This is a genomic window from Gillisia limnaea DSM 15749 (genome assembly GCF_000243235.1).
GTDB classification, from domain to species: Bacteria; Bacteroidota; Bacteroidia; order Flavobacteriales; family Flavobacteriaceae; genus Gillisia; species Gillisia limnaea.
On sequence record NZ_JH594606.1, the window covers coordinates 1,796,382 to 1,813,183 of the forward strand.

General features: G+C 37.9%; 15 protein-coding genes and 1 tRNA gene. 13 read left to right on the plus strand and 3 right to left on the minus strand.

The annotated features are described in order from the left end of the window. The first annotated feature begins 23 nt into the window (after positions 1–23). The 7 genes from kbl to GILLI_RS09865 all read left to right on the plus strand — a co-directional run bounded on the left by kbl (position 24) and on the right by GILLI_RS09865 (position 8,179). The gene (kbl, locus tag GILLI_RS09835; protein ID WP_006988961.1) at positions 24–1,217 is read left to right on the plus strand and encodes a glycine C-acetyltransferase; all 1,194 of its coding nucleotides are present in this window, start codon (positions 24–26) and stop codon (positions 1,215–1,217) included. A 248-nt stretch (positions 1,218–1,465) separates the two neighbouring features. Then, a complete protein-coding gene (locus GILLI_RS09840; RefSeq protein ID WP_006988962.1) occupies positions 1,466–2,872 on the plus strand; it encodes an OmpA family protein in 1,407 nt (468 codons plus the stop codon). 65 nt (positions 2,873–2,937) lie between these two features. Next, entirely contained in the window at positions 2,938–5,697 is a 2,760-nt protein-coding gene (locus GILLI_RS09845; RefSeq protein WP_006988963.1) for a PD-(D/E)XK nuclease family protein, read from the plus strand. Further along, entirely contained in the window at positions 5,684–6,559 is an 876-nt protein-coding gene (locus GILLI_RS09850) for an alpha/beta hydrolase family protein (RefSeq protein ID WP_006988964.1), read from the plus strand. Before GILLI_RS09845 ends, GILLI_RS09850 begins: the two co-directional genes overlap by 14 nt. A 103-nt stretch (positions 6,560–6,662) precedes the next feature. Continuing rightward, positions 6,663–6,736, plus strand: a tRNA-Ala gene (locus tag GILLI_RS09855). Between the two features lie 50 nt (positions 6,737–6,786). Further along, positions 6,787–7,641, plus strand: coding sequence for a CPBP family intramembrane glutamic endopeptidase (locus tag GILLI_RS09860; RefSeq protein ID WP_006988965.1), 855 nt, complete (start codon positions 6,787–6,789; stop codon positions 7,639–7,641). 31 nt (positions 7,642–7,672) lie between these two features. Beyond that, on the plus strand, positions 7,673–8,179 hold the full coding sequence (locus tag GILLI_RS09865; RefSeq protein ID WP_006988966.1) for a GNAT family N-acetyltransferase: 507 nt from the start codon (positions 7,673–7,675) through the stop codon (positions 8,177–8,179). A gap of 102 nt (positions 8,180–8,281) precedes the next feature. Here GILLI_RS09865 and GILLI_RS09870 read toward each other — a convergent pair whose 3' ends face one another. Both GILLI_RS09870 and GILLI_RS09875 read right to left on the minus strand, forming a co-directional pair. Then, positions 8,282–10,021: a M14 family metallopeptidase gene (locus GILLI_RS09870; protein WP_006988967.1), complete on the minus strand. Its 1,740-nt coding sequence runs from the start codon at positions 10,019–10,021 to the stop codon at positions 8,282–8,284. 12 nt (positions 10,022–10,033) lie between these two features. Next, on the minus strand, positions 10,034–11,674 hold the full coding sequence (locus GILLI_RS09875) for a M14 family metallopeptidase (RefSeq protein WP_006988968.1): 1,641 nt from the start codon (positions 11,672–11,674) through the stop codon (positions 10,034–10,036). A 143-nt stretch (positions 11,675–11,817) separates the two neighbouring features. On the opposite strand from GILLI_RS09875, the gene GILLI_RS09880 reads away from it, so the two are divergent. From GILLI_RS09880 to GILLI_RS19060, 4 genes are all read left to right on the plus strand, one after another. Further along, positions 11,818–13,143 carry an MATE family efflux transporter gene (locus GILLI_RS09880; RefSeq protein ID WP_006988969.1) on the plus strand — a complete coding sequence of 442 codons (1,326 nt, stop codon included), beginning with the start codon at positions 11,818–11,820 and terminating at the stop codon, positions 13,141–13,143. Positions 13,144–13,419: 276 nt separating this feature from the next. After that, positions 13,420–14,187, plus strand: coding sequence for an enoyl-CoA hydratase/isomerase family protein (locus tag GILLI_RS09885; protein WP_006988970.1), 768 nt, complete (start codon positions 13,420–13,422; stop codon positions 14,185–14,187). Positions 14,188–14,338: 151 nt separating this feature from the next. Next, the gene (locus GILLI_RS18565) at positions 14,339–14,503 is read left to right on the plus strand and encodes a hypothetical protein (RefSeq protein ID WP_006988971.1); all 165 of its coding nucleotides are present in this window, start codon (positions 14,339–14,341) and stop codon (positions 14,501–14,503) included. A 3-nt stretch (positions 14,504–14,506) separates the two neighbouring features. Then, entirely contained in the window at positions 14,507–14,638 is a 132-nt protein-coding gene (locus GILLI_RS19060) for a hypothetical protein (protein ID WP_006988972.1), read from the plus strand. On the opposite strand, the gene GILLI_RS09890 is transcribed toward GILLI_RS19060, so the two are convergent. Beyond that, positions 14,639–15,292: a 2OG-Fe(II) oxygenase gene (locus GILLI_RS09890; RefSeq protein ID WP_006988973.1), complete on the minus strand. Its 654-nt coding sequence runs from the start codon at positions 15,290–15,292 to the stop codon at positions 14,639–14,641. A 102-nt stretch (positions 15,293–15,394) separates the two neighbouring features. Here GILLI_RS09890 and GILLI_RS09895 point away from each other — a divergent pair, with 102 nt between their 5' ends. Then, complete coding sequence (locus tag GILLI_RS09895) at positions 15,395–15,856, plus strand: 6-pyruvoyl trahydropterin synthase family protein (RefSeq protein WP_006988974.1); 462 nt, start codon at positions 15,395–15,397, stop codon at positions 15,854–15,856. Between the two features lie 151 nt (positions 15,857–16,007). Further along, on the plus strand, positions 16,008–16,760 hold the full coding sequence (locus GILLI_RS09900; protein WP_006988975.1) for a UDP-2,3-diacylglucosamine diphosphatase: 753 nt from the start codon (positions 16,008–16,010) through the stop codon (positions 16,758–16,760). Positions 16,761–16,802: the final 42 nt, after the last annotated feature.

Consider the following 16,802-nt stretch of genomic DNA (forward strand, 5'->3'; position numbering starts at 1 on the left):
TAATTTTGTAAAAAACAGAAACTATGTACGGAGCAATAAAAGAACATTTGCAAAAAGAAATAGAACAAATTAAAGAAGATGGCCTTTATAAAAAAGAACGGATAATAACTTCTCCTCAGGGAGCTGTAATAAAAATTTCTACAGGACAGGAAGTGATTAATTTTTGTGCAAATAATTACCTGGGATTGTCCTCACACCCTGAAGTCATTAAAGCGGCAAAGGACACGCTGGATTCTCACGGTTTTGGAATGTCCAGTGTTCGCTTTATATGTGGTACCCAGGATATCCATAAAGACCTTGAAAAGACCATTGCAGATTTCTACGGAACCGATGATACCATTTTGTATGCGGCATGTTTTGATGCTAATGGAGGGATTTTTGAACCTTTGTTATCAGCAGAAGATGCAATAATTTCCGATTCCCTCAACCACGCTTCCATTATAGATGGAGTGCGCTTATGTAAAGCAGCAAGATTTCGATATGAGAACGGTAATATGGAAGATTTGGAAAAACAATTGATCGCTGCTAATGAAAAAGGAGCACGCTTTAAATTGATTGTGACAGATGGGGTATTCTCCATGGACGGACTTTTGGCACCATTGGATAAAATTTGTGATCTGGCCGATAAATATGATGCCCTGGTGATGGTAGATGAGTGTCATGCTACTGGTTTTATAGGAAAGACGGGAATTGGCACCATGGAAGAAAAGAATGCCCTGGGAAGAATAGATATCATAACCGGAACCTTAGGAAAAGCACTTGGAGGTGCAATGGGCGGTTATACCACCGGAAAAAAGGAGATAATTGATTTGCTTCGTCAAAGATCCCGGCCTTATTTGTTCTCGAATTCACTGGCTCCTGCAATTGTAGGTGCTTCCTTAAAAGTGTTTGAAATGCTAAAAGGAGACACCAGCTTACGGGATAAGCTGGAGGAAAACACTAAATATTTCAAGCAGGGGATTAAAGCTGCCGGTTTTGATATAATAGATGGAGACTCCGCAATTGTTCCTGTAATGCTTCACGATGCCAAACTATCTCAGGATATGGCCGATAAATTACTCGAAGAAGGCATTTATGTGATTGGGTTTTTCTTTCCTGTTGTTCCCAAAGGCAAAGCGCGCATCCGGGTACAGCTTTCTGCAGCTCACGAAAAATCTCATTTGGACAAAGCAATACAGGCATTTACAAAAATTGGGAAGGAACTTGGCGTCATTTAATTTTCAATAAATAGATTGGTTATTGTTAAATTATTTCGATCTTTATGATAAATTTGATATAAAAGGGTAAAAAAATTAGGTGCCAATAGCTTGAACTCCTGGTTTAAACTCAGCAAAAACCTAAATAAACCCTTGCAAATAGGGCATTTTCGTGCTTAATTAAGAAAACTTTATTATATATAACTTTGTTAATATCGATTTTGCACATACTTTTGCTTCAATTAACACAAAAAATTAAAATAACAGATATGAAACATCTTAGCAGATTTTTATTAGCTTCATTGTTAGTCTTTGGTCTTACTTCGGTACAGGCTCAGGACGCAAACAACCCTTGGGCCATAGGTATTGGTGTAAACGCGGTTGACACATTCCCTACCGGAGAAGATGCTCCTAATGGAGATTTTGGTGAGGATTTTTTCAACGTAAGTGACCACTGGAATATTCTTCCTTCGGTTTCAAAACTATCTGTAGGTAGATATATTGGTGGTGGATTCGTGTTTGAAGCAGCAGGTTCTGTAAATCAAATCGATAAATTTGGTGATTCAAGTGTAGACGATTTATCATACTATGCATTGGACGGAGCTTTGAATTACAGCCTTAGAGCCGCATTAAACGACGGATGGTTTGACCCATTCCTTGGAGCCGGTGGTGGATATACCTGGTTAGACGAAGAAGGATTTGGTACATTAAATGGTACTCTTGGATTCAACTTCTGGTTTTCAGATAACATCGCTTTAAACATCCAGTCTACTTACAAATACGCTTTTGAAGACGAAAACCCAACGCACTTTCAACATGCCGCAGGTATTAAATTTGTATTTGGTGGAAAAGATACAGATGGTGACGGAATCTACGATAAAGATGATGAGTGTCCTGAAACTCCAGGTTTAGCAGAATTTAACGGATGTCCAGATTCTGACGGTGATGGAATTGAAGACCGTAAAGATGCATGTCCTATGGAAGCTGGATTAGCCGAGTTTGACGGATGTCCTGATACCGATGGTGATGGTGTTCCAGATCCTCAAGACGAATGTCCTACAGTTGCAGGTCTTGCCTCAATGAATGGATGTCCTGACGCTGATGGTGATGGTGTAAAAGATAGTGAAGACGAATGTCCTAATGAAGCTGGTCCTAAAGCAAACAACGGTTGTCCTTTCAAAGATAAAGACGGTGACGGTGTTTTAGATAAAGATGACCAATGTCCAGATGTTGCTGGTACCGTAGCAAATAACGGATGTCCTGAAGTATCTGCTGAAGTGATCAAAGAATTGAACGAATACTCTAAAACTGTATTGTTTGACCTTAACAAGGCTACAATCCGATCTGAGTCTCAATCAGCTCTAAATTCAATCCACGAGATTATGCACGAATATTCTACCACTATTTTCCACATTGGTGGACATACAGATAGCCAGGGTAGTGATGATTATAACCTGAAATTATCTAAAGAACGTGCTGCTTCAGTAAGAGAATACCTTGTTTCTAAAGGAATTCCAGCTAGCAGATTAACTTCTGAAGGTTACGGAGAAGCCCGACCAATTGCAACGAATAATACTGCTGCAGGAAGACAGGATAACAGAAGGGTTGAAATCTCTTTGGATAAAGATAAAGAAGTTAGAAAAACTGCAACAGACAGTACTTCTACGAATAACTAGTAAAAAAGTTTAAACTTTTTTTTGAAAACGCCCCGTTCTTACGGGGCGTTTTCTATTTTTAGCCTATGATATCTTTTATTTCTGAAATTCTTCAAAAGCTCCACAACCAAGGTGAGACTCTTTCTGAGATCTCTTTTATTTTACCCAGTAAGCGAGCTGGTTCCTTTTTAAGGAAGGAACTTTCTACTAGCATAAATCAGCCTGTTTTTTCTCCCACCATTTTAAGTATCGAAGAATTTTCAGAAAATATCTCAGGACTCAAAACAATAGATGCTACAACATCCTTATTCGAGTTTTATTCAGTTTATTTGGAGTTAACACCTAAGGAACAAACAGAGGATTTTGAAAGCTTCAGCAATTGGGCACAAACCCTGCTTCACGATTTTAATGAAATAGACCGGTATCTAATTCCCCCGGACTCTATTTTCAATTACCTGTCTGAGATTCAAGATATCAATCATTGGTATTTACAACCGGAAAAATCAAACCTGGTAAAAAACTACCTCCAATTCTGGAAAAAATTACCTCAATACTATAAAAGCCTCAAAAATAATCTGCTGGAAAAAAACCAGGGATATCAGGGGTTAGTTTACAGGCAGGCTTCAGAAAAAATTGAGGAATACGCTCAGGATAATTCACAAAAACATATATTCATTGGATTCAATGCATTAAATGCGGCAGAGCAACTCATCATTCAAAAAATGCTGGAATTTAATTCACAGATATTCTGGGATATAGATGAGGTCCATTTTCAGGATTGGGATCATGATGTCTCATTGTTCATGAGGGAATATGAAAAAACATGGAAATATTATATCGAGCACGATTTTGAGAAGCCTTCTGCACATTTTAATGCAGAAAAGGACATTGAAATAATTGGAATCCCAAAAAGTATAGGTCAGGCAAAATATGTGGGAGAGATCCTTGATAACCTAAGCCAGGAGCAACTCAACGCTACTGCATTGGTTCTAGGTGACGAGGGATTGTTGTTACCTATGTTAAATTCTCTTCCTCCTACTGTTGAAGCGCTCAATATTACGATGGGATACCCCCTGAAATATAGTCCTTTCGCTTCCCTTTTTGAAAAATTATTTGAGATCCTGAAACTTGAAAAAAACCAATTCTATTATAAAGATGTAGTTTCGATTCTAAGCAATCCCATCATTCAAAAAGCCACGAAGAACAAGTCAGATGAAGTGATAGGTCGTATTAAAAAAAATAATCTTCTTTACCTCTCTAAAAAGCAGATTATGGATTTCTTTACGGCCGAAGGAAGATCAATGATTTCACATTGCTTTATTGAAGGGAAAATCGCTCCCCTGCAAATCCTTCAGAACTTTAATGAACTTATCTTAAAAATTCGTGGACTGCTTCAGGAAGACACAGATGAGCTCAATCTTGAATTCCTGTATCATTACCATAAAGTTATGGAACAGCTAACAGAACTGGTTAAAAAGTATCCTCACCTTAAAACAACAGCTTCTCTGCAAAATTTTTACAAAGAATTAAGCAGCCTTCAAACGCTGGATTTTCAGGGGAAACCTTTTCAGGGGTTGCAACTTATGGGAATGCTGGAATCAAGGGTTTTAGATTTTGAAACCGTTATTCTCACCTCTGTGGATGAAGGAACGCTCCCCGCAGGGAAAAGCAATAATTCTTTTATTCCGTATGAACTTAAAAAGGCTTATAACCTGCCTACTTACAAAGAAAAAGATGCGGTTTACACCTATCATTTTTATCATCTTTTACAAAGAGCTAAAAAAGTGTATCTTTTACACAACTCCGATACCGATAGCCAGATGGGTGGTGAAAAAAGCCGTTTTTTGATCCAGCTGGAGATCGAAAAACATGCATTCCACAACATCAAAAATTCTGTCGTTGTTCCAGATGTTCCTATAATAGACAATCGACTGCAAAGCGTGCAAAAAACTCCGGAGATCCTTGAAAAGCTAAAGACCCTTGCCGAAAAAGGCTTCTCCCCTTCATCACTCACAACCTACATCAGGAATCCTCTGGACTTTTATATTCAATATGTGCTGGGCATACGGGATAAGGAAGAAGTGGAGGAAACAGTGGCACATAATACATTGGGAACTGTGGTCCATGAAACTCTAGAGGCATTTTACAAGCCGCTTGAAGGTAAGCATCTAAGCATAGAGCTCTTGGAGGAATTTATCCGGAAAACCCCGGAGGAAGTGATTAAAAAATTTAAAGCAAACTACAGTGAAGTTCCTCTTTCCACCGGGAAAAATTTACTGATATTTGAAGTGGTAAAACGCTACGTAACCAATTTTTTAAAAACCGAATTAGAGGAATTAAGATTCGGGAAGAAAATTGAAATACGGGAGATAGAAACAAATTTGAAAACGCCCTTGGTGATAAAAGAACTGGATTTTCCTGTAAATATTCGGGGAAATGTCGACAGAGTAGATGTTACAGATGGTATTTTAAGGATTATAGATTATAAAACCGGGAAAGTACTACAGAATCAGTTGGAAATAACTGACTGGGACCTGCTGACCTCAGATTATGATCACTATGCTAAACCCTTCCAGGTGTTGATGTACGCTACAATGTTGCTACAAGATAAAAATCCGGGATTAGCTGTGGAAGCCGGAGTAATATCATTTAAGAATCTAAAAGCCGGATTCCTGAAGTTTGCTGAAAAAGACAAACCCGGTCGTGGAGCGATAAAAAAAACGGCTTTAGATGATGTCATTTTGGAAAAATTTAAAGAACAACTAGAAAAACTAATTCTGGAAATATGCGATCCGGAAATCGCATTTAATGAAAAAGAGATAAAAACAGCGTATGGAGCTTATTAAGAAAACAAATATCCAAATTGAAGGAAGGCACAATAAACCAATTTTAACAGATTTGTTTTTCTCCGATGATGAAAAGCTGAAACCCGTAGTTATATTTTGCCACGGATACAAAGGTTTTAAAGACTGGGGACCCTGGGATAAAATGGCGGAGTTCTTTGCGGAGAAAGGATTTCTTTTCGTTAAATTCAATTTTTCACACAATGCCACTACCCCTGAAAATCCTACGGAATTTATGGATATTGAAGCATTTGGGGAGAACAATTACATCAAAGAGCTCGATGATCTTCAATCTGTAATTGACTGGCTTCTCCTGCCCGATTTTGACCATGGAACGCTCCTGGATAGTTCCAGGATCAATTTGATAGGTCATTCCCGGGGCGGTGGAATTTCAATTATTAAAGCAGCCGAGGAAAACCGAATTGATAAACTGGTAACCTTCTCCTCTGTGAGCGATTTCGGTTCCCGTTTTCCCGAAGAAAAGGTTTTGGAACAATGGAAAGAAAAAGGCGTGAGTTACATAGTGAATACAAGGACAAAACAGCAATTGCCGCATCATTTTCAATTCTACACCAATTTTAAAGAGAATGAAGAAAGGTTAACTATTTCCAGGGCCACAAAAAAACTTGATATCCCACATTTAATCGTTCACGGAAGCAATGACACCTCAGTTCCAATAAGCGATTCAGGAAAGTTATTTGAATGGAGTCCTTTTCCGGATCTTCTTCTGGTAGAAGATGCCGATCATGTTTACAATACCTCCCATCCCTGGAACAATAGCGACTTGCCAAAAGCCTTTAAACATGTACTCGATAAAACCCGGGAGTTTTTTGACACCGAAACGGAGTACCTCATAAAAAATTAAAGACCGAAAATAATACTATCTCGTGAACTTTAGAAGAAAGCAATAATGAAGTTAAATAAGATTTTACCACTTTAAATTTTTGTTTATCTTTGGATCCGAATTTGGGGGATTAGCTCAGTTGGCTAGAGCGTTTGGCTGGCAGCCAAAAGGTCATCGGTTCGACTCCGATATTCTCCACAAAAACCACTCTTTTCAGGGTGGTTTTTCAGTTTGATAAAAAATCAATTATGGAATTTAGATTTTATGGATGGGCAAGAGTTCTACTCTTAATTATTCCGTATTTAATAATTGTAGGTTTATTTCAATTTGGAGGAATGATTTTAGCCGGTGTAAATTACGATTACGATTCACAAATTGAAGAAACCTCCCTCCAGCGTTTAGTGGTACAATTCTCAAACTTATTCGGGAATTTCCTTGTACTGTGGATTTTCATGAAGTACGTCGATAAAGAAAAGTTTATTGAACTAGGTTTTCATATAAGGTCAAAATTAAATCATTTTATCGTTGGTCTTATTTTGGGAGCATTGATAATGTGTGTGGGTTATCTTCTTCTAGTATCTATTGAAGAAATTACATTTCAATCCATTTCCTTTAATTTTATTGAAATACTTATCTCATTAGGGATTTTTACAATTGTGGCTTTTGTAGAGGAAACTTTATTTAGGGGGTATGTCCTTAGAAATTTTATGAGGTCCTTTAATAAATATTTAGCCCTGCTAGTTTCCTCTTTTCTTTTTGCAGCCCTGCATGGATTCAATCCTAATTTTGATATGTTAAGTTTTTTGAGTTTATTTTTAGCGGGGATGGCTTTGGGTATTTCTTATATTTATACCAAAAATCTCTGGTTCCCTATAGGCCTGCATCTGAGTTGGAACTTTTTTCAGAGTATATTTGGGTTTAATGTAAGCGGGCAAAATTTTTATTCTTTGTTTCAAACACAAATAACAAGTGAAACCTTGCTAAATGGAGGGGAGTTTGGATTCGAAAATTCAATTCTGGGAATTATTGCTGAAATTGCCATTGTATTAATGATTTTCTTATATTTTACGTTTTGGAAACCAGGTAAAACCATTCCGGTATAAATATATTTCTGTTGAATTAGCGAAGCATCCTATGAATAAAATAAGACTTTCTGAAGTAAAGGATCTTCGGGAAATAAAATCCCTCACAGAGGCCTGTGCTGTTGCCATGCAGGAAAAAGGAATTTTTCAGTGGAATGAGCATTATCCATCCTTAGAAAAATTGCAGGCAGATATTGAAAAAAGAGAACTATTTGTACTTGAAGATCAGGGTAAAATCTTGGGAATTATTGTGCTTACCGGGTTTATGGACAGAGAGTATATTCCAATAAATTGGTTGACCAAAAACAGCAACAACCTTTACATCCATAGATTTGCGGTTCATCCATTGGTTTGGAGTAAAGGTTTTGGCCAAAAACTAATGGGTTTTGCTGAAAACTATGCCAGGCTAAATAATTTTGTATCTGTAAGACTTGATACCTTCAGTAAAAACAAAAGAAATCAACGATTTTATGAAAGCAGGGGATATCACAAATTGGGGGATATCTATTTTCCCAAACAAAGCGAAGATCCTTTTCACTGCTATGAATTAATTCTGTAGAATATCTTTAATTAATGTGCAGATAGATCAGGTAGAATAAAATAAAAAAAGCCACCATCCTTAAAAGAGAACGATGGCTTTATATTCAGCATTAATTCGCTTTTATTTCTTCCATTCCGCAATTCCGCCTTTGGCAGAATCTACGCTGATTTTATAATTTCCTCCTCCTGAAACGATCCAGCGAACTTTTACCGAATTCATTCCAGGAATATTTTCTACCAACATTTTCTCCGGATTCACTTTTTGTTCTTCAACCTTATTGAAGTCGGCATCTTTCACAATCATTCCGGTTACAACATTAGCACCGGAAATTGTAACATAATCCGGCCGTTCTATCTTATATTTAAGATCCTGACTACTGTGGGTGGGCATCAAACGTTCGTTATAAATTGTCGCGGTTATTTGCTTCAGGCCACCACCCAGGTTTTCCTCTTTAACATCCGTAATACTAATCTTTGGAGTATGATATGCGTGATATATGGTAAATGCCATATTTCTATGTGCATCCTGCTCCAGCAAAAATCCCGGATGTGCACGGCCAAAATTCTTTTTAAATCCGCCAACTTCAATTTTTCCGTATTGTGGATGATCAAATTCTGCCCAATCTACAAAGGCATCCCCAAAGGTTAAATACCTGTCTACCTTCATTTCCTCCTCTTGATTTCCACGACCTTCGTTTTGATGGAAATAAAGGTAAGAAACCATCAATTCATTGGTGTAAGTATAAACACCACGGCTTCCGTAAAACCAGTCCAATTCTCCTCCAAAAACAGAATAAAGATCTTTGTAAACCACCAAATATTTATAGCCAGGGATCATTTCCTCCCCTTTTTTTGCAATAGCATCATAGATTTCTATGTCTTCCTGGTTATAGGTATCCTTATCTTCCTCGGCTCCAGGTCCTCTTAAGATCATTCCTCCATAATTATGATAACTCTGCGCGCCTGCTATATTGGGGTGTTTCATCACAAATTCCATTACCGCACGGTTTTCCGGCAAACTAAAAGGATATTTATAGGCTCCCCGCTGTACATAATCCGGCTGCCATTTCCATCCCCAGTCGCGGTTTGGATCATAATAGCCAATTCCGTCTTCATTTACTTCCCCGTCCCCATCGGTATCTACCCCTTCATAACCTAACATTTCATATTCACCCTTTTCTTCAGCAGCAACCCTAATGAGTTTTCTATCATCCAGTTGATCTTTAATATACCTACCCGTAGGTGACTTCCGAATCATCATCGTGATGTGATTATCTTCGTTTAAATCATTAAACCCATCTTCCCCGGCTTCTCCGTCGCCATCATTATCAAGGACGATCATTCCGGATCTTGGAGAATGCGGAGTGTTGGGGTTATTCATATATTCATTCCGCGCATCCGGATTAATGGTAGGGTTGATGTAAAAAGTCTTATCCTGAAGCAGTTCTTTGATGAAATCAAGATCATCAAACATTTCGGTAAGATACCAGGCGGTATAAAGTGAAAATTCAGCTCCTTGTATTTCGTTGGAATGTATATTTCCATCAATATACATTGCCGGTTTTTTTGAAGGATCCCCTGTCTTGAAATCAGAGATCGTCAATAAATAGATATCTTTCCCTTGAAAAGATTTGCCAATACTTTCTAGTTTAGCAAGGTCGGGATGTGCCTTTGCAATTCTTTGCATAATATCCACTATCCCTTCATAGGTATAATACCTGTTCCAGCTTACCTGTACTTCCGGCTCATGTGGAGTACCAATAGCCCGAAAAAATTTCTCCTGTGCCACTCCCGTAGGAATACTCAGCAACAGACTGAAAAACCCTAAAATCGCAGTATTTCTTATATTTTTTAAATTCATTTTTGCCAAAAGTTAAAGTTTTACATTAATAGTTGCGTACCCCGTATGCGGCGCTCCTACTTTTATATTTGCTGTTCCTCCACCTTTTACGATCCAGGAAAGGGTCTCTTTTTCATAAGCTCCAAGTTTATCCAATAGCTTGATAGTATTCCCTGCAAGTAGGTCCTTTTTATCTTTATTTACGGTAACCTGTAATTTTTGAAGCCACCTGGAACGTTCTCCAAGTTCTGAATGTGTTGGAAGCGGGGAATTGTTAAATATATCTACGGTGATCCTGGTTAAACCTCCACTAAGTTTTTCAGTTTTTAAATTATGAAATTCCAGTTTAGGCTGAATTTCAGCGAGTTTCACTATAAAATTCGTATGATTTTCAGCAATGCTATCCACCATTCGGTATGGAGGATTTACCATTACAAAGGGTTTAATTCCACCAACCTCAACTTTTTGATTTGGGAAATCGGGGTGATTAAATTCTTGCCAGGCGATAAATACATTTTTTAGATCTTCCTTTTGTGCCCAGGCCAAAAAGTTGGTTTCTGGGGTAACTTTTACTTCTTTAATCTCTTTATTTTCTTCGATCATTGTGGAATCTTTGGTTTCTGCTTTAACCTCCGGCACCCACCATCCCGGAGTACTAAAACTCAATCTTCCAAAGTGAAAATAGGCCCATTGAAAATAATCTCCGTCTGTACCCTGATTTTCCTGATTGTAGGCTTTGTGTGGGATGGTTTCATTATAAATTTCTGAAACCATTTTATTGAGCTCCACATCCTTTTCCAACATAGAACTCACAACCCTTTTTTCTGCATCACTTTTATTGAATTTTAAAGGAGCTGAAAGATTATTGGCAGGACTGAAAGTTACAAATGCAAAAATATTCCATCGCTCGAACAGGTGATCCAGCAAAGCCCTGCTTTCTTTTTGCGAAACCGGGTAATCTCCGGCATAAGGCTCAAATGCCGGGAATTTGTAAGTCAGGCTCTTATTAAACGCGATCCCCTCTTCCGGATCCTCATTATATTTTTCATCTTTATCATTATCTATGCCTTCAGAAAACAGCCTGTATCGGGTAGTACTTTTACCATCATTTTCTGCTTTCACTAAAACCCGGGGATCCTTTTCGTGAGGAACATAGTCCCCTAGAGCACTTTCTACCCGAAACTTTGTTATAAATCCATCCTTATTTAAATCCTCATATCCATCTTCGCTCAATCTGCCATCCCTGTCGTGATCGATTTTTACCGAATTCCCTCTGCGTTCATATTTGATGTTGCTAAAATATTGCGAATAAGCATCCGGAGACATATTTGGAAAAACATAAAAGGTGGTAGTGTTCAGCAATTCAGAATGATCTTTCAACAATCGGTTTGCAACCTGTAACGCCAATTCGACACTTAGAACGTGATAGCCTTCCACGCCACCTGTAATAGCGATGGCCGACTTATTTTCAAGATCACCTTTTCCTATTTGAAGGGCCCAAATATCCTGTCCGCCTTCTGTTTTAGTAAGTGAAATTAATTTTGCATTTCCCGAAGAGGCCATTTGCTGCAATCGTTGTGCTACCTCCTGGTTTGTTGGGTAATCCTGCTGTGCGGTCGCTGAAAACATTCCGAAAAAAGCTACGGCAAACAGGCATATTAGATTTTGATTCATAGGGGTTGAATATAAGTATTGATACTAATCCTCCAAAAATAAGATTATAATTAAGCATTTCTAATTAATCTCGCTGGATTTCTCCCGAAAGCATCGCTCTGAAAGCAATTACTTATTTTATATTTACCGTTCAAATTTAAAGATTGTCTGCAATAAGTTTCAAAAATATCAACCGCCTTGCAATACCTGCAATTATTGCCGGGATTGCAGAACCTTTGATTTCTTTAACCGATATTGCCATTATAGGAAATGTAGATAAAAACCCCATCGAAGCTCTGGCAGCAGCTGGAATTGTTGGTTCTTTTCTTTCGGCCATTATTTGGATCGTGGCACAAACAAAAACCGCAATCTCTTCTATCGTATCCCAGCATTTAGGAGCAAATCGTTTACACGCGGTAAAAACCCTAATTCCGCAGGCGATCTATTTCAACCTGCTCTTCAGCATTGTGATCTATGCCACAACCGCTTTTTTTGCTGAAGCTATATTTTCTGCCTACAATGCCGAAGGCTTAATTTTAAGCTACTCTGAAGAATATTACCAAATTCGTGCTTTAGGATATCCACTTACCTTAGTGACCTTTGCAATCTTCGGGGTTTTCCGAGGACTCCAAAATACCTTGTGGGCTATGAAATGCAGCATCACCGGCGCCCTGGTTAATGTGGTTTTAGATTTTTTGCTGGTTTATGGTGTAGAAGATTACATTCCCGCAATGCATTTACAAGGCGCCGCATACGCAAGTCTCGCTGCACAAACAACCATGCTGGTCATGGCATTGTGGTTTTTCTTTAAAAAGACGCCCTTTCATTTAAAATTAAGTTTTAATATTAATCCACAGTTAAAAGGCCTGCTTCTCATGGCTGCAAATCTTTTTGTGCGCACCGCTGCGCTTAACTTTGCTATTTACCTTGCCAATGCCTATGCCACCGGTTATGGCAAAAATTACATCGCTGCCCAAAGTATCCTTATGAATATCTGGTTGTTTTTCTCCTTTTTTATTGATGGATATGCAAATGCCGGAAACGCTATTGGAGGTAGACTTCTGGGCGCCAGGGATTATAACAGCTTGTGGGAACTCAGCAAAAAGATCAGTAAATATTCAGTTTTTATAGCTTTTATTTTAATGGGGATTTGTGCTTTGTTTTACAATGAGATTGGGTTAATCTTTAATAAGGAAGAAAGCGTACTGGTACTGTTTTCTTCAGTATTTTGGCTGGTTTTATTGATGCAGCCGGTAAATGCCATCGCCTTTATGTTCGACGGAATTTTTAAAGGTTTGGGAGAAGCAAAATATCTTCGGAATCTTTTACTGGCGGCTACATTTTTAGGTTTCACTCCGGCATTGCTCATCGCAGATCACTTCGGAATGAAACTCTATGCCATCTGGATCGCTTTCTTTGTATGGATGCTTATTCGCAGCAGCGCCCTTGTGATTCAATTCCGGAGAAAATATTTGAAAAAGGAGATTTAGATAGACGCTCTAAGAAATAAATCTGAAGGATTTTTTTTGTGAAATCGATTAGAAGAGATCCTGAATCTTCGAGCTACAAATGCACGAATAAGAATTATTTAAAGCCGTCCAAATTTTAATTTAAGATACTAATTCTCCTTTTTATAAAAAATCCTGTATGCTTTTTATGAAAACCGATAGGGGTTAACTTAAAAATCAGTTAAATCCGGTGTTTGAAACAAGGATGAACCTTACTATATTAAGCATTATACTTACATTTGATAAAATTCAACATTTATGACCACCACTAGGGAAAACGGAAGTTTATATATAAGCATTGAGAACAAGATCGCAACAATTGAATTTGGACATCCGGCGAGCAATTCATTTCCTTCAGAATTACTGGAGCGATTAGAAAAAGGATTTCAAAAACTATCAGAAGATGAGAGTGTAAACGTGATAGTTTTAAAATCGGAGGGAGAAAAAGCATTTTGCGCAGGTGCTTCTTTTGATGAACTTGTGGCGATAGAGAGCATGCAACAGGGTAAATTGTTTTTTTCCGGTTTTGCCAATGTGATCAATGCAATGCGGGATTGTAAAAAGCTTATCATTGGCCGCATCCAGGGAAAAACTGTTGGTGGAGGAGTTGGACTCGCTGCGGCATGTGATTACGCTCTGGCAACCGAAGCTGCCTCGATAAAACTTTCAGAATTAAGCATTGGAATAGGACCTTTTGTGATCGCCCCGGCGGTAGAACGCAAAATAGGTGTTTCCGGGCTGGCAGAGCTTAGCCTGGCCGCTCACGAATTGAAAAATGCCTATTGGGCTAAGGAAAAAGGTTTATATGCAAAGGTATTCGACTCCATTAAAGAGCTGGATAATGAAGTTCTCCTTTTTTCAGAAAAATTGGCCTCTTACAATCCACAGGCATTGATTGAGATGAAAAAGATCCTTTGGGAAAATACTGCAAGTTGGAAAAATTTGCTTCACGAAAGAGCCGCCATCAGTGGAGAATTGGTGTTATCTGAATTTACCACAAAAGCTTTGGCTAAATTTCAGAAATAAAAACCTCGAGGAAATACCACCATAACCTTCTTTACATAATAGCTGGTTTAATTCAAAATATCAATTATTAGCATCACTTTTTCCAAAGCAAAAAAAAACTTTTAAAATGCAAAGGCTGGATTTTAATTTTTATCTTTTCTAAAAAAAAATTATGTTGTTACAATTAGAAATTCCAAAAGACCAACAAGCCACCGGAGAAGAGGAATGGCCTTTTAATTTAATAGATTTTATTACAGATAATGTCTGGTATCTCGGTGCACTCGTACTAGTATTGCTGATTTTCTTCTATGCGAGAAATTATATGAAAAAACATTAAATAATGACGCAAAACGATGTTCCTGTAAGCGAAGAAACCTATACTATTTTAAGTTTTTTAAGTGGGATGGGCTTGTGGCTAATCCTCGCCCTTGCACTAATTGGGGTTGTTTTATATAAGAAATTCAAAAAGTGATCAACGTGTTTTTAACCAACCTGTAATACTTAGCCGTGTTGTTTTAACAGGTTTTACCTCGTGTTCCAGCACCTGACTTTCAAAGATCACCACCCTTCCCGGAAAGGGATAAATACTTTTTGCAACCTCAACGCCATTTTCTTCTTTATAGATTACCAGTTCCCCACCATTTTCAGGTTTCCAATCCTCATCGTTTAAATAACACACAAGGGAAAGTTTTCGTCGGTCATCATTCTGAAAAGTATCCAGATGTCTTTTGTAAAAGGTACCTTCAGGATAAATGGCGTAATGAAATTCCTTCTGAAGGATTCCCAAAAAACAGGTTTTATTGAGGTATTCAATAAGTGCATTTATCTTTCCAAAAAAAAGCTGCTCCGCTTCGCCCGCATCAGATTCATTTATCCACATAATAAAATCACCCCGCACTGCTTTCTCAATGGTTTCATTCACCCTATTGCCAATAGCCGCTTTTTTAAAGCGTTCTTCCTCATATTTATTTAGAAGTATCGTTCTTATTTTACGCACTTCTTCAGAATCGAAAAAATCCTCCACGATACAATACTGATCCTCCAGCAATCCGGAAATGATCTTTTCAAAAAGCGGATTTTCTTTAAACTCCAGTTGTTCAAACAATTCGGAAGAGGAACTATCCATTATCTATATTTTAGAAAGCCGCCAAATATACTACAGGAAAGCTTTGGTTGTATCTTAAATTTCAGGCGATAAAAATCTTTATCTTTGCACCAAATAACGATTATGAGCACGATCAGGATCACCAAACAATTCTCTTTTGAAACCGGCCACGCTCTTTACGGGTATGATGGTAAATGTAAAAATGTTCACGGGCATAGCTATAAATTGAGCGTAACTGTAATAGGGAACCCAATCACCGATAAAACTAATGTAAAATATGGGATGGTGATCGATTTTGGCGATCTAAAAAAGATCGTAAAATCTGAAATTGTAGATCGATTTGATCATGCGACGGTTTTTAATAAAAATACACCACACATAGAACTTGCCAAAGAACTTGAAAAACGGGACCATAACGTGATTTTAGTAGAATATCAACCTACCAGTGAAAATATGGTAGTGGATTTTTCTGAAAAAATCAAGAGCAGGTTGCCAAATCATATTAAGCTACACTCGCTAAAGCTTCAGGAAACCGAATCTTCCTTTGCAGAGTGGTATGCAAGTGATCAGGAGCCCCAGGAGTAAAAAAGAGGTAATAAAAAAGGCTCCTTCCATTAAAAAGGAAGGTGTATCAATTTTCAGCAGAAGATTGATACAGAAGGGTTCTTTTATCAGCTCCTTATAACTTTAAGGTCTAAACCTAAATTATTTTATATTTACAGCTCAGACTAATTCTATGAACATCCCGGAAAGCAAAAAAATATATTTTTCAAGCGACAATCATCTGGGTGCACCTACACAAGAGGAAAGCAGGCCGCGAGAAGTTCGATTTGTAAAATGGCTGGATGAAATTAAAGAAGATGCAGCTGCTATTTTTTTACTGGGCGACCTCTTTGACTTTTGGTTTGAATATAAACATGTAGTTCCAAAAGGTTTTGTACGCACCCTTGGAAAACTTGCCGAAATTCGTGACAGTGGAATCCCAATCTACTTTTTTGTTGGAAATCATGATCTCTGGATGAATGATTATTTTGAAAAGGAATTGAATATTCCGGTTTTTCACCAACCAAAGGAATTTGAATTTAATGGTAAAAAGTTTCTGGTTGGTCATGGAGATGGTCTAGGGCCGGGAGATCGTGGATACAAACGCATGAAAAAGGTGTTTACAAATCCTGTTTCAAAATGGCTGTATCGTTGGCTACATCCGGATATAGGCGTTCCTTTAGCGCAACATTTATCGGTTAAAAACAAACTGATATCTGGAGTAGAGGATCAAAAATTCCAGGGCGAAGAAGGCGAATGGCTTATTCAATATTGCAGGCGAAAACTGGAAACTGAACATTATGATTATTTTCTTTTTGGCCATCGGCACCTTCCGCTGGAAATAGACCTGAATGGTACATCTACCTATATCAATTTAGGCGACTGGATTTCTCATTATACCTATGCTGTTTTTGATGGAGAAAAAACCAGATTGCAAAAATTTTAGAAGAGCAAACTATTTCCCTTAATGCTACCTGCGGGATAATCG